The organism is Arundinibacter roseus, assembly GCF_004348825.1.
In the GTDB taxonomy this organism is placed as follows: Bacteria; Bacteroidota; Bacteroidia; order Cytophagales; family Spirosomataceae; genus Arundinibacter; species Arundinibacter roseus.
The window spans coordinates 155303-175709 of the sequence record NZ_SMJU01000010.1; the positions used below are offsets into that span (position 1 = coordinate 155303).

Consider the following 20407-nt stretch of genomic DNA (forward strand, 5'->3'; position numbering starts at 1 on the left):
ATACACTTACATATCTATACAGGATACATGGTATCAAATTTTGTTTGCGAGCTAACAGGAGCGATTACCCATTGTTCGGAATTTCGATTGGAACCTCCAATCCTTTTCCGGGTGCAGAAAACCATTGTATTTTACCTCCCAAAATGGAAACTCTGGACTCAATGTTATGAATACCAAGCCCTTTACTCGCATTGGAATACACAAATCCTTTGCCATTATCGGAGTAAAAAAAGGAGATAGAATCGCCTGACGGAATAACCGAAATCGTAATTTCGCTGGCTTCTGAGTGTTTGAGACTGTTATTCAACAGCTCCTGCGTAATGCGATAGAGGCCAATTTCGATGGATTCGGGAAGTTGTTCGGGAAGTTTGCGGCACTCAAAGGTGACGTGAATCTGCTCGGCTGCATTGATTTTCGACACCAATTCTTCTACTGCCGCGGCGTAGCCATATTGTTCGAGCGTTCGCGGACTGAGCTCTCGCAAAAGTCGCCGGATATCAACCAGCGAAATATGAATAATATCAAACACTTCTTTTTTCAAGCGGTCTGCTTCCGGGCTCTCTTTCAGGTAATTGGTGAGAGAAGAGATGTAAAGTTTCAGCGTTGCCAGGCGTGAGCCTACCTCATCGTGCAGATCCTGCGCAATGCTTTTCCGTTCCTGCTCCTGCGCATCCAATATAATTTTCAGCCGTTCTTTTTGTTTCTTACTGATCCGGCGCAGGCGGCCCTGCGCCACAACGAAAGTTCCTCCCGCAATACCAAGCAGATACAACGCCGAAAACCACCACGTGCGCCAGAAGGGAGGCCTGATCGTGATGTATAGTTTACGACCACGGTCGTTCCAGACACCGTCCCGATTGGCCGATTTTACCGTAAATACATAGTTTCCCGGCGAGAGATTAGCATAGCGCACGTAGGTACGATCACCGGCATTTACCCACCCCTGATCCTGCCCTTCGAGGAAATATTTGTAGTAATTTTTCCCATTACTATAATAGTCGATCGAGGTAAATTCCAGAGAAAAAGTACTCTGATTATGATTGAGTGTAATAAGATTCATTTCGTCCACGTAACCGGTAGACTGAAAGGGTTCTTCGTTAACCCTGAAATTAAAAAAATGGATGCGGGGCTGGTACGAAAGTGTTTGGAATTGTCTGGGATAGAAATAATTAACTCCCTTCACTCCTCCAAAATAACACTCGCCCGAGCGTGTCTGAAAAAATGCATTTCCGTTATATTCATAGCCTTGCAGGCCGTCTGTGAGGTCAAAGTTTCGGATGAGCCCGGTGGTACTATTCAGGCTCGAAATTCCGTGATTGGTACTCATGAAAACATTCCCGTCTTTCCCGATTACAACCCCATATATATAAGAATTGACCAGTCCGTCGGCTTCGTCATATAGTTTATACTTGCGGGAATTGCGGTGAAATGCTACGAGACCTTTCTCCGTACAAATCCAAAGCAGCCCCCGGGCTTGATCCTCACGAATCGCATTGATGTTGAAATTAGTTAACCCCTCATAAATTTTCTCCCAGGTATCTCCCTGAATTTTGTAGGCATACAGGCGATCAAAATAGGATCCTAACCAGAGTATCCCCTGATGATCAATGAAGGTTGAAAAAATATTTTGGTCAGTCAGATACGGAACCCGGATGTATGAAGCATCTTTTGGATCAAAAATCCACATGCCGAGCTGCGTTCCGAGCAAGAGCCTGTGGTCGGGAAGTTCTACAATATTGCGGGTATAGATTCTTGTTCCCGGATCCTGATTATACAAAAACCGCTTAAAATCTTTCGTTTTAGGATCAAACAGCAGGAGTCCGCCATAGGTCCCAATCCACATGAGCTTCCGGCTGTCACGAAAAATAAATTTCAGAATATTATGTTCATCTGTAAAATACCGGGCTTCAATACTTTCTTTTTGACGGTTAAAAATATCGAGTCCGCCTTCGGTACCGAGCCAAATCCGGCCTTCGGCATCTTCCCCAATGCTGCGGATGGAGAGGTCGCTGAGGTTTCGTTCGGGTCGGGTTGGGTCAGGCTGACCAAAGTAGCCAAACATGGAAGCATTAGGAACAATCTTGACCAGTCCGTCCGGATCTGAGTTGGCCCAAATAATGCCCGAGTTGTCAACATATACCCGATAAAATTCATAGTTTTCAAAGCTTTCGGGAGAATTGATGCGATGATTAACCTCCCTGAATTTCTGACTTTTTTTATCAAAAATCCATAATCCATTGCGCTGCGTACCGATCCACAGCTGCTCGTTATGATCTTCCGCCAGGCTAAATACATCCCCCAGTTTATCAGGTTGCTGCGGATGGGTTGCGTCAAATATCTGATGTTTCTGCGCCTGATGATCAAAGCGCACCAGGCCACGGTCGGTGCCCAGCCAGGCAATATTATTTTTGTCGATTACAAAGGAATATACGTTAAATGGTTCTCCGTATTCATTCCGAAGGTGGTCGGTAAAATAGTAGTGATAAGTCTTTTCCTGAATATCAAACCGAACCAGGCCTTTGGCATATTGCAGCCAAACATCTCCAAACGTAGTATAGGTGGTCCAGTCTACATAGTCAAAATCCCGGTTGATGTACGCATATTTTCCCAATTGCCGCAGTTTGCGGGTTTTGAAATTATAGGTCATAATCCCCTCGCCTTCCGAAGTAAACCAGAGCTCTTCTTTGGTAGCATAAAAGGGAGAGGTACGCCGTTTGTGAGGAGACGTTTTGATAAGAAAGAACCGATCTTTGGAGCGCTCGTAGCAGTTGAGCCCTTCTTCGGAACCTACCCAGATATTTCCGCTTTTATCTTCTACAATCCCGGCAATGTTTACCCCTTTGAGCGAATACGGATTACGGGCATCGGGTTTATAGACACGAAAATGATGCCCATCAAAGCGATTGACACCATCCTGTGTACCTAACCATAAAAACCCGCGCGAGTCTTTCAGCATATGGTAAGGCGAGCTCTGCGAAAGCCCGTCCTTAACCGTCAGATGCTGAATTTGCATGGGTTGTGCCCATAACCCGGGTGCCAGCAGTGCCACAAAAGCAAGCAGGTACGTGAGCTTTATGTTTTTGCTTTGTATCACTCAGGGGATGAGGATTTTGTAGAAATAAATTAGCCCTTATAACTCCTGCACCATAATTTTTTTCCAGCGAACCTTAATTCCTCCTCCATCATGAATTTGCAGGGCAATGGAGCCATTGGCTGCCGCTATTTTTTCGTCTTCAAAATCTACCATCGGATGTCCGTTTAGCCAGGTTTGTACACGGCCACCTTCTACCCGAATCCGCAGGTCGTTCCACTCACCCATTTTGAGGTGAATTTCCTCAGCGTCCGGAATTTGTTTCAGCCATCCACGACCATACGATTCGTAGACGCCGCCGGTATCATGATTCGGCGGAGCCACCTCCACCTGCCAGCCACTCACACGCGTACCTTCGAAAGTAGAACGAAAAAATACGCCGCTATTGCCATTGGCTTCCTGCTTAAATTGTAAACTGAGGTCAAAATTTTTGTAAAATTTTTCGGTTGCCAGATAACCGTACTGTTTGTCGGGTCCGCTTTCGCAAATCAGCTCGCCGTTTTGGACGTACCATTTTTCGGTCCCCTGGATTTTCCATCCTTTTAAATCCTTGCCGTTGAACAACTTAACCGCCTTTTTAGCAGGTTTATCCGGCGTACTTTCTGCCAGCACAATACAAGAGAAGAGCAGGGCGAGCCCAAGAATTAAACTACATTTTTTCATAAGTTTAGGAATTTTTGTTTAATGTTTTTCTCTAAAAATTCAACAAGATTAACAACAATTAACTCAAAGTTCAGTTATTATGGTGATTTATCAACTAAAACCAGACTAAGTTATGAAAAAAGTGAGTGTGTTTTCCCGCTACATCGGGAAGTTGGCCCTGATGGGGTTGCTGGTAGGAATGGTATCGGCATGTAAAGACGATGAGGAAGAGGTAGCTCCCATGACCATTACAGATGTTGTATTGACCAATAACGATTTTACAATCCTTCGGGCTGCCGTTCAACATGCAGGTTTGGCCGATGCCCTTCGCACCGGAACTTTAACCGTTTTTGCTCCAAATGATGCTGCATTCAATGCCTCAGGTTTTGCCGACGCAGCTGCCATTACTGCTTTGCCTGCCGCTACGGTTCGCGGAATTCTGGAATATCATGTCCTGGGAAGTACTGTTCGTTCTGCGGACATTCAAACTGCCGACAATCAGTCGGTGCCTACGTTGGCTACTACACCGGTGTACGTGACCAAGAATGCCGCTGGCGTGTCTGTTAATGGTGCTACCGTTACGGCAGCTGACATCAGTGCGGACAATGGGGTGATCCATGTGATCAATCGAGTGCTGTTGCCTCCCAGCCAAAATCTGCTGGAAGTAGTGCAGGGAAACAGTAATTTCACGCTATTGCTCGCTGCGGCCACGCGTGCTGCACAGGGAAATCCAGTAGTTTTGCAGGCTCTGACTTCCGATGCATCGGCCTTTACGGTTTTTGCACCAACCAATCAGGCGTTTATTGCGGCAGGTTTTCCTGACGAAGCAGCGCTGAATGCTGTGCCCGCAGAAACATTGGCAAATATCATTTTGTACCACGTAGTACCGGGTCGGGTATTCTCCACGAACCTTGCTGCCGGAAATGTAACTACCGCAGCTACGCTGCCTGTTGCCATTAATGTATCAAACGGCGTAACTGTAACCGGAACGGGCAATGGCACACAGGGCGCGACTGTCACTACGGCCAATGTACTTGCGAGCAATGGCGTTGTACACATCATTGACCGCGTGTTGCTTCCGTAATTATTTGATTATCTTTCCTTTGAAAACGAGGGGTGTCTTGATTGGCACTCCTCTTTTTTTGTTTATCCATACACCGAAAGCATCGATGATTGCTGATGAAAAGCAAGGCAGGGAGAAATAGATTGAAAATAGTGGATAGGCGGCTTTCTTTGGCTAATCCACATTGGCGTCTATTGGTACAGGTCACTCCTAACGGAGCTCATAAGTAGCTGTTAGCTGTTAGGTTATTAGCTGTTAGCTCTTTATTGCGCTGATAATCTAGTGTTTGTAATGTTATTTAACTGTCCATTTAATAAAACTAAATATGCTTAAGTACTTAGGATATTTAATTGAAATATTTCTACAAACAGATCGCCTCTTTGAGGCTAATGACAGATAGATTTCGGACAATGAACGCTATGACAGAATCTACATGTAGGTGGGTACAGAGTTGATAAGAAACTAATCTTGTTGGGAAAAATGGCTTTGGGGAAATACTATCAAAGGCTAATTCACTTCTAAATATATCAAAAACCAACCTTGTATACCCAAAAACAAAGAGGCTGCCTCCCAAAGGAAAGCAACCTCTTCAACTCCTCACTCGCTCTACACTAAGACTATACAATAAACAGACTTGCAATAGCCAAAACCTCATCTTTGGTCAGCGGCTCATCAAAAGCTTCGGTAATTGCTTCTTTTGATTTCCCGGCAATGCCATTAATATCTACACCTCCCTGAACCGTATTATCATCTCCGGCATATACCTGAGCGGGAGATCCTTCGTTCAGCGTGATCCAGGGCTTGATGTCTGCGTTTCCACGTATTTCCGACAAAATTGCACGAGCTTTTGCCGCATGACGTGCTTCTACGGAGTGAATCTGCAAGGCATATTCTAGCAAAGCCGGATCATTAATCAGGTTGCCTGCCTGTCCCTTGTAGGCCCGCACACCAGTATCTTCAAAAGCGTGCGACAAAAACACAAACGTATCAAAATTGCTGAATGGGTTAGGAAAAGCACCACCGGCCGAAAAGTCGAACGTTGGCTTGGCTACGGCCTGCGCACCCAAAGCACCTGCCAAAAACTTCACGTGCTGATCTTCGTGCTTGCCAATTTGTCTAAATACAGTTTGATACATGGAAGGAATCAGGCCGGAGGCGGCATTTCCCATTTTGTAAAACTCATCTTCCAGGTATTCCAGCGTAAGTGCAAAGTTCAGTACGTCAATGGCCGCAGGAGATTGTGCATAGGCTTTATTGACAATTGTAGCCATCACCGCAGGCACCGCCGCAGCGGACAGATTTCTGGAAAACTTCGTTAAAAAACTCCGACGCGTGGCGTATTCCAACCGGTCTACCGCATCGCCATCCACTTTCTGGATCTCATCTATAATTTTGAAAATATTCATAGTCTTTGTGAAATGTTAATTCGGTGATTAAAATTATTTCGGCAGATTGTTTCCACTGATCATGGTAGTAATGAACGGCGCAACCGCTGGCAAAACCATGTCAGGTGATTTGGCAAGATCCAATCCGTTGGAGTCGGTGATATCATCGCCGGCAAAATCAGCGGAATTTGGATTGAGCAGATCACGAATGATGGCTGCGTGGCGCGCTTCTACCGAAACAATTTTACCTGCTAACAAAAGGTACCCTGCATCGGCAATTAGTTTTCCGGCACCGTTGTAGGCCGAAACTCCCGTATCTTCAAATACTTTGGCTACTCCCAGCACACTGGCACGGTCGTTGAAATTGACGGATGAAAAATTCACTTCCAGACCCGGAATGGCCGAACTGCCAAGTGCTGCTTTAAAAAACTCGCGGTGAATAATCTCGTGGTCGCGGATGTCGGTCAAAATGCTCATTTCCATGGCACTCATGCCTGCATACGGTGTGGCGATTACTTGTGTGTAGTAGGCTGCTTCCAGTTGTTCCAAAGCGTAGGCGTAATTCAGAATCCCGATGTCGCCTGAGCCCAGGTCAACGGTCATATCGGGATCAAGGTCGTGGTCTTTACAGGCTCCCAAAATAAATGCACCCGTAGTGGCGGCGATTCCGGCTGAGCGAAGGAAGAAACGTCGGTTTACCATCGCCAGCATCTGACTTTCTTTGGAAGCGCCGGATGATGGTGGCGTTTGTGTCGTTTTTTTCATAGTTGTAAAAGGTTTTTAAATTCTTAGTCTGTTATTCCGAGTCACTTTACAAAAACCTACGCCCTTGCCTCAGGCTTGGATCAAACGGAACAAAAAAAACCTTTACACTAAATTTTCAGAACACAATTTTTCTTGAACTTAACTTAGATTTTTGGGCCAAAATGAACTTTTTTATTAAATATTTCCATGAAAAATCTTTTTTGATATATTTAAATCTTACCCTATTTTCCTGCAAAATTCTGCACCAGAATGCGCATGGTAGGGTTACTATTTTCTTCAAAAACTACGGTAGCTTTTCTGTGTGTATGTACTATTTGGATCATCTTCGTCTAAACTTCCGAGAATCGCTTTAAATTTGCAGTCCAAAAATTTGACTGCCTCAGAGCTAAAAAGAACATGACAAAACCTGATTTTATAGAAGAGTTACGCTGGCGTGGCATGCTGCACGACATGATGCCGGGCACCGACGAGCAATTGAAAAAACAATTAACCGCCGGATATATTGGCTTTGATCCTACGGCGGCTTCGCTGCACATCGGCAATCTTGCTACCATCATGCTATTGGTCCATTTTCAGCGGGCGGGCCACAAGCCTTTTGCTCTCGTGGGCGGGGCTACGGGCATGATCGGCGACCCGTCGTTCAAAGCTTCGGAGCGTTCATTTTTGTCCGAAGAAACCCTCCGGATCAATCAGGAGGGAATCCGTAGCCAACTTGCTTCTTTTCTGGATTTTGACTGCGGCGACAACTCTGCCGAGATGGTCAATAACTACGATTGGTTTAAGGAAATTGGCTTTCTTGAATTTTTACGGGAAGTAGGTAAATTCCTGTCGGTCAACTACATGATGAGCAAAGACTCCGTCAAAAAACGGCTCGAAACCGGTATTTCATTCACCGAATTCTCGTATCAGCTTTTGCAGGGCTATGATTTTTACTGGCTCTATAAACATAAAAACATCCGGTTGCAGATGGGCGGCTCCGATCAGTGGGGAAACATCACCACCGGCACCGAGCTGATCCGCCGTAAAGAGGGCGACGAAGAAGGGTATTTTAAAGCTTTTGCGCTTACGACGCCGCTCATTACCAAAGCCGACGGCACGAAGTTTGGCAAAAGTGAAGGCGGCAATGTGTGGCTCGACCCCACCATGACCTCGCCCTACCAGTTTTATCAGTTTTGGATCAATCAGTCCGACGAAGACTGTCATCGGCTCTTGCGGGTTTTTACGCTTTATTCCAAAGAAGAAATCGAGGCGCTCGAAGCGCAGCACGCAGAAGCACCACATACCCGCGCCATGCAAAAAGCTCTGGCCGAGGAAGTTACGACCCGGGTACATTCGGCGCATGACTATCAGCTGGCGGTTAAGGCTTCGGAGGTACTGTACGGAAAAGCTACGCTCGATACCCTGCGCAGCATTCATGCCGACGAATTTGCGGTCATTTTTGACGGCGTGCCACAGTCCGAAATCAGCCGTGCTGACTGGACTACCTGCGCCGGTATCACAGACTTACTTGCCTCCACGACTCAGGGCGAAATATACGCCTCCAAGAGCGAAGCCCGCCGGGCTATTCAGCAGAATGCGGTGAGTATTAATAAGGTTAAAGTAAAAAGCGCTGAGCAACCGATGAGCGATTTTGACCTGTTGCAGGACCGGTTTGTGCTCGTGTCAAAAGGCAAGAAAAATCATCTGATCAAAATCATAGACTAGTATTTTTGAGGGGAAAGTTGGTTTACGCTTTCCCCTCAAACGTATTCAGAATTGGCGTAGCCATCGGGTTATACTGGTACGATTGCCACGAGCCGTTTTCGTAAATCTCCACAATCCGGTAGCCTTTGTAAGTAGTGCCCCAACTGCCGCCAAAGTGACCATCAAAAAAGTAGGGCTTACCTCCGCTCATTTTTCGACCGTCTTCGTCGTGGTCGTGGCCATGAAAAACGGCTTTTACGTTGGGCGTTTTTTCCAACAACTCACGGACATCGGCACAGTCGCGGCCGTGGACTGTCCACAGGGCGGGCGTAATGTGCAGGAAAACAAAAATGCCTTTTTTACCTGCATATTTGGCGAGTTCGTTGCGCAGCCAATCGACATCCGGGCAGAGGTATTCGCCTTTTTCGTTGGAGGTATCGCCCAGAATAAACGCGTATTCTCCTCGTGCAAAACTGTGGTTGGTAGGATAGCCCCACGTACTTTCCCAGACATCATTCCCCACGCGGTCGTGGTTGCCCCGGACAACAAAAAAAGGAACCGTAAGACGTTTCAGGGCGGTTTTTACATCATACAGCAGCGTAGGCTCGTCATGAATCAAATCTCCGTTAAAGATCGTAAAGTCCAGGCCTTTTTGTAATTTTTCCTGATTGAGCCACCGGACAATGTCTGTATGAAATTTTTCAAAATCGGTATTCGGCTGTCCGTAGTGCCCGTCCGAAGCCACCGCAAAGCGCAGCAGGAGCGGAGCCGCAGGAGTCGTTTGCCAGTCGAAAGTAAGCCACGGAAATGCAGGTAAAAATTTCAGAAGGTCACGTCGAGCCAAAAGCATAGAGAATAGGGGTTTGGGGCCTGTAAGTTGTTTTATTTCCAAAGTAAAGGATTTTAACGTTCTTTCGTTGGATAAAAAAGCATCTAATTTGTAGCAATTATTAATTCCTGACAGCGTATAATCAAAACATATTCTCAAAAAACAATCGTCATGAAAAAATTTCTGCCGTATGTATGGGTACTTCTGGGACTGCTTTTTTCGTCTTCATCCACCCTGGCACAGCTGAGCGTAGAAGCAAATGCCGGCTATGGGCTGCCTACCGAAACTGGAAGTGCGGGTGTGTGGGGCGGTGGTGTGGCGGTCAAATATTACCTCAACTCACAAATGGCGTTTGGCGTCCGTGGCAGGCTCTATGCGGAGTCTATCCAACAATCCGGAAACGGCATCAGCGGCTCGCTGACAGCGGTCAATATTCCCATCATGGGTATGTTTGAATACCATTTTTCAGAACGTGACCTCCACCCCTACGTGGGGATGGAAGCAGGCGTGATCCGGTCGGCGCTAACGGCCGATATTAGTTTCAATCGTCAGCAGTTTTACAACGACACCGTCAGCGACCTGCACCTGGGCGTAGCGCCAAAAGCCGGCGTTGGCTACGATCTGACGCAAGGCCTGACTGCCATGGCAGAGGTGATTTATACCGTTGGTTTTGGAAAAAATCAGGCTGGAAATACGCAGTTTAATCTGGAAAGTGCTTCCCGTTTTTTGACCGTTCACGCCGGACTTTCGTTTACGTTTGGAAATCGATATAAGTAGCTGCGAGCATGTGAGCATTTAGTAAACAGCTCATTCAGCAGTGTCCCGAATGTACTGCCGAAGGGTCGCTCCTAACGGAGCTAGCTGGTGTATTTCAACCTATGAGATCTACAAACAGGTCGCCTCTACGAGGCTTATTTTATGATCATTTAGAACTACTCGACTTTAAGATTTGACTCATATCTTTGAATTTGCACACTAACAAAATTTCATGTAGTAACAACCTTCATGTTCTTATTCCTCCACTCTACCTGACTATGGATCGACTGATTTTACAAAAAGCGGCTTCCTACTGTGCGTATCAGGAACGTACGCAGGACGAACTACGCCAAAAACTCAAAACCTGGGGCGTGTGGGGCGATGAAGCCGAAGAGCTGATTGCAGAATTGGTTTCTCAAAATTATCTGAACGAAGAGCGTTTTGCCAAAACCTACGCCGGTGGCAAGTTCAGAATGAAGCAGTGGGGAAAAAGGCGAATAAGTCAGGAACTGACGCGCCGCGGCCTGACCGACTACACGATTCAGCAGGGAATGAAAGAAATTGACGACGAGAGCTATCTCAGTACGTTGAATGTGCTTTTAACAAAAAAAAATGCTGCTTTACAAAAAACGGAATCAAGCGCCCTGCAACGAAAACAAAAACTAGCCCGCTACGCCCTGTCCAAAGGCTACGAAAGTGAGGCTGTCTGGAAACTGATTAACGAATTGACATAAAAAAAGGTGAATGAAAAGCTTCCATTCACCTCTACTATTTTTTCCTTACTGGTTATCAGAAATCTTCATCAAATGAAATCTTATGCGCTGATTCTTTGTCAGTTACACCCGACATTACACCCGCTTTCTGGTATTCTCCCACGCGTTTTTCGAAGAAATTGGTTTTGCCGGGCAGCGAAATCAACTCCATAAAATCGAACGGATTGGAAGCGCCGAAATGCTTATCGCAGCCGAGGCGTTCGAGCCAGAAATCGGCCACAAACTCAATATATTGCTTCATCAGCACGGAGTTCATCCCAATGAGCGAAACCGGCAGCGCTTCGGTGATAAACTCCTTTTCGATTTCTACGGCATCCAGAATAATTTCGAGCACGCGCCCTTTGGGCAGTTTATTTTTGATGTGATCGGTATATAGCAAGCACGCAAACTCGCAGTGCAGGCCTTCGTCACGTGAGATCAGCTCGTTGGAAAACGACAGACCGGGCATAAGTCCGCGCTTTTTCAACCAGAAAATAGAACAGAACGAGCCTGAAAAGAATATACCTTCCACCGCCGCAAAGGCAATGATCCGCTCCGTAAAATTGGGGCTATTGATCCACTTCAAGGCCCATTCGGCTTTCTTCTGTACACAGGGAACGGTGTCAATTGCCCGCAACAGGTGATCTTTCTCTACGGGGTCCTTGATGTACGTATCAATGAGCAGCGAGTAGGTTTCAGAGTGGATATTCTCCATCGCAATCTGAAATCCGTAGAAGCACTTGGCTTCGGCATACTGCACTTCACTAAGAAAATTAATGGCGAGATTTTCGTTGACGATGCCGTCAGAAGCGGCAAAAAATGCCAGTACGTGCGAAATAAAATGGCGTTCTGAGTCCGAAAGATTTACCCAATCCTTCTGATCCTGCGACAAGTCAATTTCCTCGGCCGTCCAAAACGATGCCTCGTGGCGCTTGTACATCTGCCATATATCCTGGTGTTTGATGGGGAATAAAACAAATCGCAGCGGATCTTCAATCAGGAGGGGTTCCTGTTGGCTGGTCGTTCCTTGTGACATATTGTGGTTTTATTTTTTTGATAAAAAACTATCGTATAAACAGGTACTGAACAGAATTGTTGGTACAAAAAAGTAATAAACAAAACTACACCCATAAGACGTCATATTCAAGGTGAGGTCAGTTGCAGGTAGCTCTAAGGCAGAAAAGTTCTATTCTTTATTTTAATAATACGCTACTAATCAAGTGCTTGCGAAAAGTAAAAACCTTTGAAAGTGAAAAAGGAAATACAAGGCTCCGCAAATCTCATTCGAGCCGCTCTGAGGCATGGATTACACCAAATACTTTCTTACATTTGAAGTTGGCCGATATACGCCTGCCTCTCCTGATTTGATTTTTTACTTCTAAAAATTCCGAAAGTAAAGGATGCTGATTAAATCGGGTTGACGTTTTGGAACCAAAAACTGACTTGTTAAACTGATGAAAATTGTTGGATTCACAATCATAAAAGACGCCATCCTGAATGATTATCCGATTTACGAAGCCATCGAATCCATCCTTCCGGTGGTAGATGAAATGTGGGTAAGTGTTGGAAAAAGTGAAGACGATACGCTTGGGCTGATTCAATCCATTGCTTCGGATAAAATCCGGCTTGTTGAGTCAACCTGGGATATATCCTTGCGGCAAGGGGGAAAAGTACTAGCCGTAGAAACGGACAAGGTTTTTCGACAACTCCCGGCGGATGCAGATTGGGTGTTTTATATTCAGGGAGATGAAGTTCTGCACGAACAATACCATAAGGCGGTACGGCAAGCCTGCGAGGCGCATAAAGATGACCGGCGCGTGGAAGGATTGGTCTTTGATTATCTACACTTTTATGGCACCTACGACTATGTCGGCGATAGCCGTACGTGGTACCGCAATGAAGTGCGAATTATTCGTAATGACCCTGCCATAAGTGCCTATCGGGATGCTCAGGGATTTCGGAAAGGTTCTAAAAAACTGGCCGTCAAGCCTGCCCAAGCCGCTATTTATCACTATGGTTGGGTGAAAAGTCCGACACAAATGAAGAAAAAAATGAAGAATGTGGGCCGCTTTTGGAAAGATGATGACGAATGGAAAGAGCTGCTTCAATCTGACGATTTCTTTGATTTTACTCAATTCGACTCCCTTTCGCTTTTTACAGGAACGCAACCCCAGGTGATGCAGGCACGAATTGCCCGTCAGGATTGGAATATTACGATTGATACAAGTCAGAAAAAATTTGCTCTAAAAGATCGTCTGCTCTATTGGTTTGAAAAGAAAACGGGAATTCGTCTTTTTGAGTTTAGAAATTTTTATTACATCTAAACTACCTTAACTCGCCCTCTATACGCTGTAAAGTTTCTGGTTCGGTTTTTTAGTCCATCATTCCAACGAACGAATGATTGCTTTTTCCTAAGAATTATTGGTTACACACTTAAATTAAAACCTATGTTTACTTACATCAAAAAAGCATTGGCAAAGAAAAAAGCGAGAAGGTATTTTGACGAATATGGTCATCGGATTGATACCTTTAAACTGGCGGAAGAAGGCGAAATTCGATTTGCTAACTGGACAAATCCACTCATTAAACCTAAGGAAATTACTCAGCAGGAGGTCAATTTTTTTAAAAAATTCATACCCAAAGGTAGCCTTTGTATTGACATCGGCACCAATATTGGCGACACCACCGTACCCATGGCTTTGGCCGCAGGAAAAACGGGCACAACGCTGGGTTTTGACCCTAATCCCTACGTGTATAAAATTCTGGAAGAGAACGTACAACTGAATCCTGATAAAACAAATATTGTACCTTTCCCTTATGCCATTACCAAAGAAGAAGGGGAGTTCAACTACGCGTCTTCGGAAGCTTCTTTCGGAAATGGAGGCATTTCCAACGAAGTTGTGCAGGAACATGGTGCTTTTCAATTATCAGAGAAAATAAAAGGAATTGTGCTTGAAAAATTCCTTACGGAGCGATTTTCCCAACTACTACCTACGCTTTCTTTTATAAAAGTAGATGTAGAAGGCGCTGATAAAGAGGTCATTCGCTCGATTGGCGGATTGCTTAAAAAATATAAGCCGGTACTTGTAGCCGAATGTTTTACCAAATCAAAACCTGCCGAGCGCGCCGAATTGTTCCATACCGTGGCCGATTTGGGCTACTCTCTCTACTATTTTTCGGATTTTAGTTCGCAGGCCGAAATCATTCCCATTCCCGAGGCTAAGGATATGAATCGCTGGAAAACATTTAATTTTTATGCAGTAGCCAAAGCCTGATAAAAATGTTTCGCTTTCGCCTCAATAACCCCAGGCCACTACGTTCCAGGTATCTACATGATCTTCATGCTCAAAGATCGTCCGAAATCCAACCCGCTCGTGCGCTCGTTGCGAGCGGGTGTTACTTTTGGAGATTTCTGTTACAAGCACATCAAAATTAGGGCTGTACACCTCCCGATGCTGCTGATACAGGCCATCAAAAACGCCCATTCCCCGGTGTGAAGCGCCCACGCAGACCTGCCCCATGACATAGTAGCGGTGCCTGGAAAGCGGTGTACCTTGCCAGGGAATTTGTTCCAATAGCGCAAACATCGGCTGCAAATCAGGAATCAACTCCCCCATTTCAGGCATCATCGACAGCGCATATCCGACTACCAGTCCGTTATCTTTGGCCACAATCTGCGGCGTCAGGCGGTGCATCAGGCTCAGCTGTTCCCATGTGTGCTGCACGGTCACAAAGCCCTGCTGCTGTTTGGCTTCTTCACTAAGGTTTGTTTTCAGGTTTTGGGCCTGCAAGGACAGAATTTGCCGTAGGTCTTCGTCGGTTTGGGCGGTTGTGAACGTAAGGGACATGAAAGGGATTAATTTTAATAATTTCTGCAAATTTGTAATTAATTTCTGAGTTTGCAGAAGCAGGCTACTCATTAAAAGATTCATCAGCTTTGTCAAAATGGAAGGTTTGTCCAGTCCTTATAGCTCTTCAGGGTACGTACTTGTACCATTCTTATTACTAATAATTTACTAAGCAATTTGTATGGAAACAACTCTCGAACTGCGCCTTACGTATTGGGTGTACCTGAATGGCATTCGGTTTTTTGGGCCCGGTCGGGCAGAACTTCTGGCGCATATTCAGGAGACAGGCTCCATTTCGGGAGCAGCCAAAGCAATGGAAATGTCTTACAAAAAAGCCTGGCGAATGGTAGAAGAAATGAACCTGGAAGGTAAAAGCCCCTATGTTGTTGCCAAAAAAGGAGGTAAGGAAGGTGGCGGCACAGCGCTTACTGAACGAGGCAAAGCCGTGGTGGCCGCCTACAACAGGCTGGATCACAAGCTACAAGCACTGCTCAAAGAAGAACAGGAATTACTTGACCTAATTTGAAAAATTTATTTTTAGATACGTATCAATCATCCATTTCTTTTCTATTTTTGCGATATAGCCATTCGTACATATCGATAAAATACTAATACCCTTTGCCAATCTGACGTTCATTCAAAACCAGATGATTATGCCGGATACTTACTGATTCTGCCTTTCTGGCTCATCCTGATTTCTCAGATCCTCACAAGCACCAAACGTCCAATGAAAATGATTCTTAAAAAAAAATTCTGGTTTACAATGACCCTGAGTTTGGGTATGCTAGTTGCTGCCCAAGCCCAACAAGCTTCTACACTTAGTATTGAGGGGGAAGTGGCTAGTCCGTTAAAACTAACTGTTGCGGAACTGCTTTCTATGGATAGAATGACGCATACGGTCAAGGATCGGGACAATCAGGAACATACCTTTTCAGGTATTCCACTGATTAAACTTCTGGAAAAAGCCGGTGCAGCTACCGGACCAGCCCTCCGTGGCAAAAATATGTCGCTGTTTATTCTTGCACAAGCCGCGGATGGGTATGAGGTGGTCTACGCCCTGCCCGAGGTTGATCCGGGATTTTCTGACCGATTGGTTTTGGTGGCTATTGAAAAAGATGGACAAGCATTACTCAAGGGGGAAGGCGCATTCAGGCTGATCGCTACGGGAGATAAAAAGCAGGCTCGATGGGTGAGAGAGCTGCAAACCATTAAAGTACTTTTTGCAAAACCCTAGGTTCAAATCCATTTCTTCTGCCTGAAAAACCACAGCACCACGAGCGACGACAAAATCATGAGCAGCAGCGAGGCCCAAAAACCCCACGACCAGCCCGACGTAGGCAGCGACACGAAGTTCATGCCAAAAATACCGGCAATGAGCGTGGGCGGCATGAAGATAATTGTCACGACCGTGAAGATTTTGATCACCTGACTTTGTTCAAGATTGATCAAACCCATGAAGGTATTTTGCAGGTATTCCAGCCGTTCAAAATTGAAGGTGGTGTATTCAAGCAGCGAGCTGATGTCTTTTAGAATAATGCGTAAATGTTCTTTGCGATCTTCGGGAAAATACTGACTTCGCAGGATGCCCGAGAGAACCCGCTGTTTGTCAATGGAAGTTTCGCGCAGCATCATGGTTGTTTCCTGCAACGAACTAATACTTATTAGTACTTCCTGCCGGGCTTTCTGCTCCCGGATGAGGTCTTTGCTAATCATGGAAATATCCCTTGAAATGGCTTCCAGCGAATCGGCATCGGCTTCGATGCGGGTTTCGAGCAGCATCAGCATAAAATCTACGCCCGTCTGAAAAGTATCCGGGCTTACCTTCATTTTCTTGACCGTATCCGCAAAGGTCTTGGAGTCGCCGCGGCGGTAGGTAAAAAGGACGTTTTCCCGCAAAATAAACGAAACGGGATAGGTCTGATAGCCATCGGAATTTATTTGCAGAAAATTGGAGTTGGCGTTAATCGTAGAGTTTTGTTCAAAAAAACGTGCGCTGCTCTCGATTTCCACAATCTCCTGCGGAGTTTGAAAATCAATGGCACATTTTGTCTCTACCCACTCCTCCTCTTCGGGCGAGGGCGACTGCAAATCTACCCACAACAATTGCTTGATCTTACCCAACTCCCGTACATCCGCCTCCCGCCGAATGTGCCTGCCTTCTTTATAGAAAATACGTACCATAGTCTCAAAGATAACCAGAAAACCGACACTCCACTCGTTCAAAGATAGTTGGGGCAATCGTTCAGTTTAGCATCAGCACAGCATATTTTTACTTTTCCTGTGTACCTTTGCGGCATGCAACTACCTGTACCCACCCGCATTTTTACGCTGCAATTCTGGCTGCTGAGTCTCAGTTCCTTTCTGTTTTTTGCCAGTTTCAACATGCTCATTCCTGAGCTTCCCGCCTACCTCACCGACATGGGCGGTGCCGAGTACAAAGGGCTGATTATTAGTTTATTCACTGTCACAGCAGGGCTTTCCCGGCCATTTAGCGGCCGCCTCACCGACCGCATCGGGCGGGTGCCGGTTATGGCTTTTGGCTCGTTGGTATGTTTTGTGTGCGGGTTTTTATATCCGGTTTTCATCACAGTTGTTCCTTTTCTGCTGTTACGCCTGGGCCACGGCTTCTCAACGGGTTTCAAGCCCACAGGCACAGCGGCCTACATTGCCGACATTGTGCCGGCGCATCGGCGCGGAGAAGCGTTGGGCGTGTATGGCATGAGCGTCAGCGTTGGTGCAGCTCTCGGGCCGGCAATCGGTAGTTGGGTGGCAAAGGCGTTTTCTATTGATGCACTCTTTTATAGCTCTTCGTTTGTGGCGTTTTTGTCCATTGCCATTTTGATCAATATGAAAGAGACGCTTCCGAAGAAAGAGAAACTTTCCTGGGATGCGTTCCGCATTACGCGTCAGGATATTTTTGAACCTCGCGTGGTGTCGCCTTCGCTCGTTGTATTTCTGACCTATTTTAGTTTTGGTGGAGTCCTTACGCTCATTCCGGATTTTAGCGACGCCCTGGGCCTTCATAATCACGGCCTGTATTTTCTGGTATTTACGCTTACTTCCCTGCTGATCCGGCTGGTGGCGGGCAAAGTCTCCGACCGCTACGGACGGGTAGAAGGCACTGTGGTGGGGTGTGCCAACCTGATTGTGGCTATGCTTGTGACGGCATTTGCAACTTCGCAGGTACTTTTCTTTACGGGAGCCGTATTTTTTGGATTTGCCACGGGTATTTTATCGCCAATTCTCACCGCCTGGACCGTCGACCTGAGCGATGAGAACAACCGGGGACGGGCAATGGCCACTATGTATATTTCGATGGAAGCAGGCATTGGCATTGGGGCGTTTTTGTCGGCGGCTATCTTTGCCAACACCATGACCCGCATGCCGCTGGCATTTGTCGTGATGGCGCTTTTTGCTTTGGCCGCTTTGGTATATGCTTTGTTTATTTTAAAAGTTAAAAGAAAAACCGCCCATGTTGTTTGACGATTCTTACCAGACGATTGAGGCACCCGTCGAAGGTTTTTTTAAAGACCGCGGCAGTAAATTTCTGGCTTTTGCCTACCCCATACGATCCGAAGAAGACACAAAACCTCTGCTGCTGAACCTGCGCGAACAACACCCGAAGGCCGTGCATCATTGCTATGCCTACCGCCTTGGGCCCGACCGCAACCACTTCCGGGCCAACGACGACGGCGAGCCTTCGGGCACCGCCGGGCGGCCCATTCTGAACACGCTCTATTCACGCGATCTGACAAACCTGCTGGTCGTAGTTGTGCGGTACTTTGGCGGCACACTTTTGGGCGTGCCGGGGCTGATCAATGCGTACAAAACTGCTACCGAAGAAGCACTCAGTCAGGCCACCGTGACCACTCATTATGTATGCGATATATATCAAATCCTGTTTCCGTATGAAACCATGAACGAGGTCATGCGCGTCGTCAAAAGCTACGCCCTCGATGTGCAGGAGCAGGACTTTGCCATGACGTGTAAACTGCTGGTGCGGGTCCGAAAAACGCAGCTCAATCAGGTCGTACCAGCTTTGGAAGCAATTCGGCACGCCGAAGTAAAGTATTTACACACGGTCTGATTATTCTTCAATCCGAAATACATACGCATACGACGACCCGACGGCCTGCGCTGTTTTGGCGGAGACTTCAATAAAACCGTTTTTAACCGGACATTTTTTCTCCGGGCCGAGTAGCATGACGCGGGCTTTTTCGGGCAGCGAGAGGCCATCCGGTTTCAGGCGCGTTGGTAGCGTCTCCCCGGCTTCTGCCAGGTAAGTTGCGTAGCGCGTCTTTCCTTTTTGGGTAAAAGCCCATTTCCCCTGACGATAGGGTGCCAAAGGCCGCGTTTCATAAATAGATTCCCCGTTACGATCCATCCAAACTCCAACTTCCCGCAAGCGATCGTAGGCTTCGTTGTGCCACTCGCCGTCGGGCCCGGGTGCAATATTGAGCAGTAAGTTTCCGCCTTTGGCCACAATATCAACGAGCGTATGTACCAGTTGATGCGCCGATTTAAAATTCTCCTTCGGAACATACGACCACGAACTACCCATCGTCATGCACGACTCCCACGGAATGGGCATGTACTGATCCGGAATCTGCTGTTCAGGAGTCACATAATTTTCAAACTCCCCCGTTACCGTCCGGTCTACTACCAGCAAACCCGGCTGATGGCTGCGGGCCATTTTGGCAATGCGCGCCATGTCAATATCCTGCTCGTAAGGAATCGATTTTTGCCAGCTGATGGCCGGATCAATGGTGTTATAGGGACGAACCCATCCGCCATCGAGCCACAAAATATCCACCGACCCGTAGCCCGTCATGAGTTCTTCAATCTGATTGTAGGTAAAGTCCTGAAATTTTTTCCACATATCCGGGTACTTTTTGGGGTCATACGACGAGTTCCGGTCTTTGGGTGGAAAATACGGCCACCAATACGAATCGACGTTCCAATCGGGCTTGGAAAAATAAGTCCCCGTCATAAACAACCCCTTGTCTCTGAAAGCAGCCAAAATCTCCTTCGTAACATTGCTGCGCGGATTATCGGCAAACGGAGATTTTGCACCAGTGATCTTATAGTCAGTCTGTTTGGTATCAAACATACAGAAACCATCGTGATGCTTGGTCGTAAAAACCACATACTTCATCCCTGCTCCCTTCGCTGCTTCTGCCCATTTTTCAGGCGCAAAGCGGGTGGGGTTAAAGGTCGTTTGCAGCGCCTCGTAGTTCTTCTTGTACTCGTACCAATTATGCGCATGCGGCCCCCGGCGCTCGCACCAGCCTTCATCTTCGGGGCATAGCGACCACGACTCCACAATGCCCCACTGACTATACGTGCCCCAGTGCATCAGCAGCCCAAACTTTACATCCTGCCAATGACTTAGTTTGGCTTTTACCTGCTCGTCGGTGGGTGGCACATACCTTGAATGGTCTTGTTCGGCATGCTGTTGCGCCTGAGTCATCCGGGCAATTCCCAGAAGGAGAAGGAGTACAATATATTTTTTCATGGTCTGATGAGCTAGCTACTACGAAGTTTCTTTTTAAATTAATTTTCTAATGTACGCAAGTATATTAAAAAAATTAAT

The 20407-nt window shown here is 46.5% G+C and carries 19 protein-coding genes; 10 read left to right on the forward strand and 9 right to left on the reverse strand.

Annotated elements, in window-relative coordinates:
• Nucleotides 1–64: 64 nt before the first annotated feature.
• Both EZE20_RS16775 and EZE20_RS16780 read right to left on the reverse strand, forming a co-directional pair.
• A complete protein-coding gene (locus EZE20_RS16775) occupies nt 65–3094 on the reverse strand; it encodes a ligand-binding sensor domain-containing protein (protein ID WP_132119771.1) in 3030 nt (1009 codons plus the stop codon).
• Between the two features lie 36 nt (nt 3095–3130).
• Entirely contained in the window at nt 3131–3754 is a 624-nt protein-coding gene (locus EZE20_RS16780; RefSeq protein ID WP_132119773.1) for a 3-keto-disaccharide hydrolase, read from the reverse strand.
• A gap of 112 nt (nt 3755–3866) precedes the next feature.
• Between EZE20_RS16780 and EZE20_RS16785 the strand changes: the two genes are divergently transcribed.
• Nucleotides 3867–4817 (forward strand): fasciclin domain-containing protein, encoded by a 951-nt coding sequence (locus tag EZE20_RS16785; protein WP_228713829.1) that lies wholly within the window; start codon nt 3867–3869, stop codon nt 4815–4817.
• A gap of 596 nt (nt 4818–5413) precedes the next feature.
• On the opposite strand, the gene EZE20_RS16790 is transcribed toward EZE20_RS16785, so the two are convergent.
• Both EZE20_RS16790 and EZE20_RS16795 read right to left on the reverse strand, forming a co-directional pair.
• Complete coding sequence (locus tag EZE20_RS16790; protein ID WP_132119775.1) at nt 5414–6202, reverse strand: ferritin-like domain-containing protein; 789 nt, start codon at nt 6200–6202, stop codon at nt 5414–5416.
• A 33-nt stretch (nt 6203–6235) separates the two neighbouring features.
• The gene (locus EZE20_RS16795) at nt 6236–6946 is read right to left on the reverse strand and encodes a ferritin-like domain-containing protein (RefSeq protein ID WP_132119777.1); all 711 of its coding nucleotides are present in this window, start codon (nt 6944–6946) and stop codon (nt 6236–6238) included.
• Nucleotides 6947–7342: 396 nt separating this feature from the next.
• Between EZE20_RS16795 and tyrS the strand changes: the two genes are divergently transcribed.
• Nucleotides 7343–8650: a tyrosine--tRNA ligase gene (gene tyrS, locus EZE20_RS16800; protein ID WP_132119779.1), complete on the forward strand. Its 1308-nt coding sequence runs from the start codon at nt 7343–7345 to the stop codon at nt 8648–8650.
• A gap of 22 nt (nt 8651–8672) precedes the next feature.
• Here tyrS and EZE20_RS16805 read toward each other — a convergent pair whose 3' ends face one another.
• Nucleotides 8673–9479: a metallophosphoesterase family protein gene (locus EZE20_RS16805; RefSeq protein ID WP_132119781.1), complete on the reverse strand. Its 807-nt coding sequence runs from the start codon at nt 9477–9479 to the stop codon at nt 8673–8675.
• A 150-nt stretch (nt 9480–9629) separates the two neighbouring features.
• On the opposite strand from EZE20_RS16805, the gene EZE20_RS16810 reads away from it, so the two are divergent.
• Entirely contained in the window at nt 9630–10235 is a 606-nt protein-coding gene (locus EZE20_RS16810; RefSeq protein ID WP_132119783.1) for an outer membrane beta-barrel protein, read from the forward strand.
• A gap of 257 nt (nt 10236–10492) precedes the next feature.
• On the forward strand, nt 10493–10948 hold the full coding sequence (locus EZE20_RS16815; protein WP_132119785.1) for a regulatory protein RecX: 456 nt from the start codon (nt 10493–10495) through the stop codon (nt 10946–10948).
• Between the two features lie 55 nt (nt 10949–11003).
• On the opposite strand, the gene EZE20_RS16820 is transcribed toward EZE20_RS16815, so the two are convergent.
• A complete protein-coding gene (locus EZE20_RS16820) occupies nt 11004–12002 on the reverse strand; it encodes a ribonucleoside-diphosphate reductase small subunit (protein ID WP_132119787.1) in 999 nt (332 codons plus the stop codon).
• A 418-nt stretch (nt 12003–12420) separates the two neighbouring features.
• On the opposite strand from EZE20_RS16820, the gene EZE20_RS16825 reads away from it, so the two are divergent.
• A complete protein-coding gene (locus EZE20_RS16825) occupies nt 12421–13290 on the forward strand; it encodes a glycosyltransferase family 2 protein (protein ID WP_132119789.1) in 870 nt (289 codons plus the stop codon).
• A gap of 123 nt (nt 13291–13413) precedes the next feature.
• A complete protein-coding gene (locus tag EZE20_RS16830; RefSeq protein ID WP_132119791.1) occupies nt 13414–14241 on the forward strand; it encodes an FkbM family methyltransferase in 828 nt (275 codons plus the stop codon).
• Between the two features lie 21 nt (nt 14242–14262).
• Here EZE20_RS16830 and EZE20_RS16835 read toward each other — a convergent pair whose 3' ends face one another.
• Entirely contained in the window at nt 14263–14814 is a 552-nt protein-coding gene (locus EZE20_RS16835; RefSeq protein WP_132119793.1) for a GNAT family N-acetyltransferase, read from the reverse strand.
• Between the two features lie 181 nt (nt 14815–14995).
• Here EZE20_RS16835 and EZE20_RS16840 point away from each other — a divergent pair, with 181 nt between their 5' ends.
• Both EZE20_RS16840 and EZE20_RS16845 read left to right on the forward strand, forming a co-directional pair.
• On the forward strand, nt 14996–15340 hold the full coding sequence (locus EZE20_RS16840; protein ID WP_132119795.1) for a winged helix-turn-helix domain-containing protein: 345 nt from the start codon (nt 14996–14998) through the stop codon (nt 15338–15340).
• A gap of 207 nt (nt 15341–15547) precedes the next feature.
• The gene (locus EZE20_RS16845) at nt 15548–16048 is read left to right on the forward strand and encodes a molybdopterin-dependent oxidoreductase (RefSeq protein WP_228713831.1); all 501 of its coding nucleotides are present in this window, start codon (nt 15548–15550) and stop codon (nt 16046–16048) included.
• Between the two features lie 2 nt (nt 16049–16050).
• Here EZE20_RS16845 and corA read toward each other — a convergent pair whose 3' ends face one another.
• Nucleotides 16051–17037: a magnesium/cobalt transporter CorA gene (gene corA, locus EZE20_RS16850; protein ID WP_228713833.1), complete on the reverse strand. Its 987-nt coding sequence runs from the start codon at nt 17035–17037 to the stop codon at nt 16051–16053.
• Between the two features lie 72 nt (nt 17038–17109).
• Between corA and EZE20_RS16855 the strand changes: the two genes are divergently transcribed.
• Both EZE20_RS16855 and EZE20_RS16860 read left to right on the forward strand, forming a co-directional pair.
• Nucleotides 17110–18297 carry an MFS transporter gene (locus tag EZE20_RS16855; RefSeq protein ID WP_132119797.1) on the forward strand — a complete coding sequence of 396 codons (1188 nt, stop codon included), beginning with the start codon at nt 17110–17112 and terminating at the stop codon, nt 18295–18297.
• Nucleotides 18287–18901: an IMPACT family protein gene (locus EZE20_RS16860; RefSeq protein WP_132119799.1), complete on the forward strand. Its 615-nt coding sequence runs from the start codon at nt 18287–18289 to the stop codon at nt 18899–18901. The genes EZE20_RS16855 and EZE20_RS16860 overlap by 11 nt, the downstream gene beginning before the upstream one ends.
• On the opposite strand, the gene EZE20_RS16865 is transcribed toward EZE20_RS16860, so the two are convergent.
• Nucleotides 18902–20329 carry an alpha-L-fucosidase gene (locus EZE20_RS16865; protein ID WP_132119801.1) on the reverse strand — a complete coding sequence of 476 codons (1428 nt, stop codon included), beginning with the start codon at nt 20327–20329 and terminating at the stop codon, nt 18902–18904.
• Nucleotides 20330–20407: the final 78 nt, after the last annotated feature.

Bases quoted from the DNA above. Each gene is read 5' to 3' on its own strand.
- EZE20_RS16780 (WP_132119773.1), bottom strand. From the start codon at position 3,754: ATGAAAAAATGTAGTTTAATTCTTGGGCTCGCCCTGCTCTTCTCTTGT.
- EZE20_RS16785 (WP_228713829.1), top strand. From the start codon at position 3,867: ATGAAAAAAGTGAGTGTGTTTTCCCGCTACATCGGGAAGTTGGCCCTG.
- EZE20_RS16790 (WP_132119775.1), bottom strand. From the start codon at position 6,202: ATGAATATTTTCAAAATTATAGATGAGATCCAGAAAGTGGATGGCGAT.
- EZE20_RS16795 (WP_132119777.1), bottom strand. From the start codon at position 6,946: ATGAAAAAAACGACACAAACGCCACCATCATCCGGCGCTTCCAAAGAA.
- tyrS (WP_132119779.1), top strand. From the start codon at position 7,343: ATGACAAAACCTGATTTTATAGAAGAGTTACGCTGGCGTGGCATGCTG.
- EZE20_RS16805 (WP_132119781.1), bottom strand. From the start codon at position 9,479: ATGCTTTTGGCTCGACGTGACCTTCTGAAATTTTTACCTGCATTTCCG.
- EZE20_RS16810 (WP_132119783.1), top strand. From the start codon at position 9,630: ATGAAAAAATTTCTGCCGTATGTATGGGTACTTCTGGGACTGCTTTTT.
- EZE20_RS16815 (WP_132119785.1), top strand. From the start codon at position 10,493: ATGGATCGACTGATTTTACAAAAAGCGGCTTCCTACTGTGCGTATCAG.
- EZE20_RS16820 (WP_132119787.1), bottom strand. From the start codon at position 12,002: ATGTCACAAGGAACGACCAGCCAACAGGAACCCCTCCTGATTGAAGAT.
- EZE20_RS16825 (WP_132119789.1), top strand. From the start codon at position 12,421: ATGAAAATTGTTGGATTCACAATCATAAAAGACGCCATCCTGAATGAT.
- EZE20_RS16830 (WP_132119791.1), top strand. From the start codon at position 13,414: ATGTTTACTTACATCAAAAAAGCATTGGCAAAGAAAAAAGCGAGAAGG.
- EZE20_RS16835 (WP_132119793.1), bottom strand. From the start codon at position 14,814: ATGTCCCTTACGTTCACAACCGCCCAAACCGACGAAGACCTACGGCAA.
- EZE20_RS16840 (WP_132119795.1), top strand. From the start codon at position 14,996: ATGGAAACAACTCTCGAACTGCGCCTTACGTATTGGGTGTACCTGAAT.
- EZE20_RS16845 (WP_228713831.1), top strand. From the start codon at position 15,548: ATGATTCTTAAAAAAAAATTCTGGTTTACAATGACCCTGAGTTTGGGT.
- EZE20_RS16855 (WP_132119797.1), top strand. From the start codon at position 17,110: ATGCAACTACCTGTACCCACCCGCATTTTTACGCTGCAATTCTGGCTG.
- EZE20_RS16860 (WP_132119799.1), top strand. From the start codon at position 18,287: ATGTTGTTTGACGATTCTTACCAGACGATTGAGGCACCCGTCGAAGGT.
- EZE20_RS16865 (WP_132119801.1), bottom strand. From the start codon at position 20,329: ATGAAAAAATATATTGTACTCCTTCTCCTTCTGGGAATTGCCCGGATG.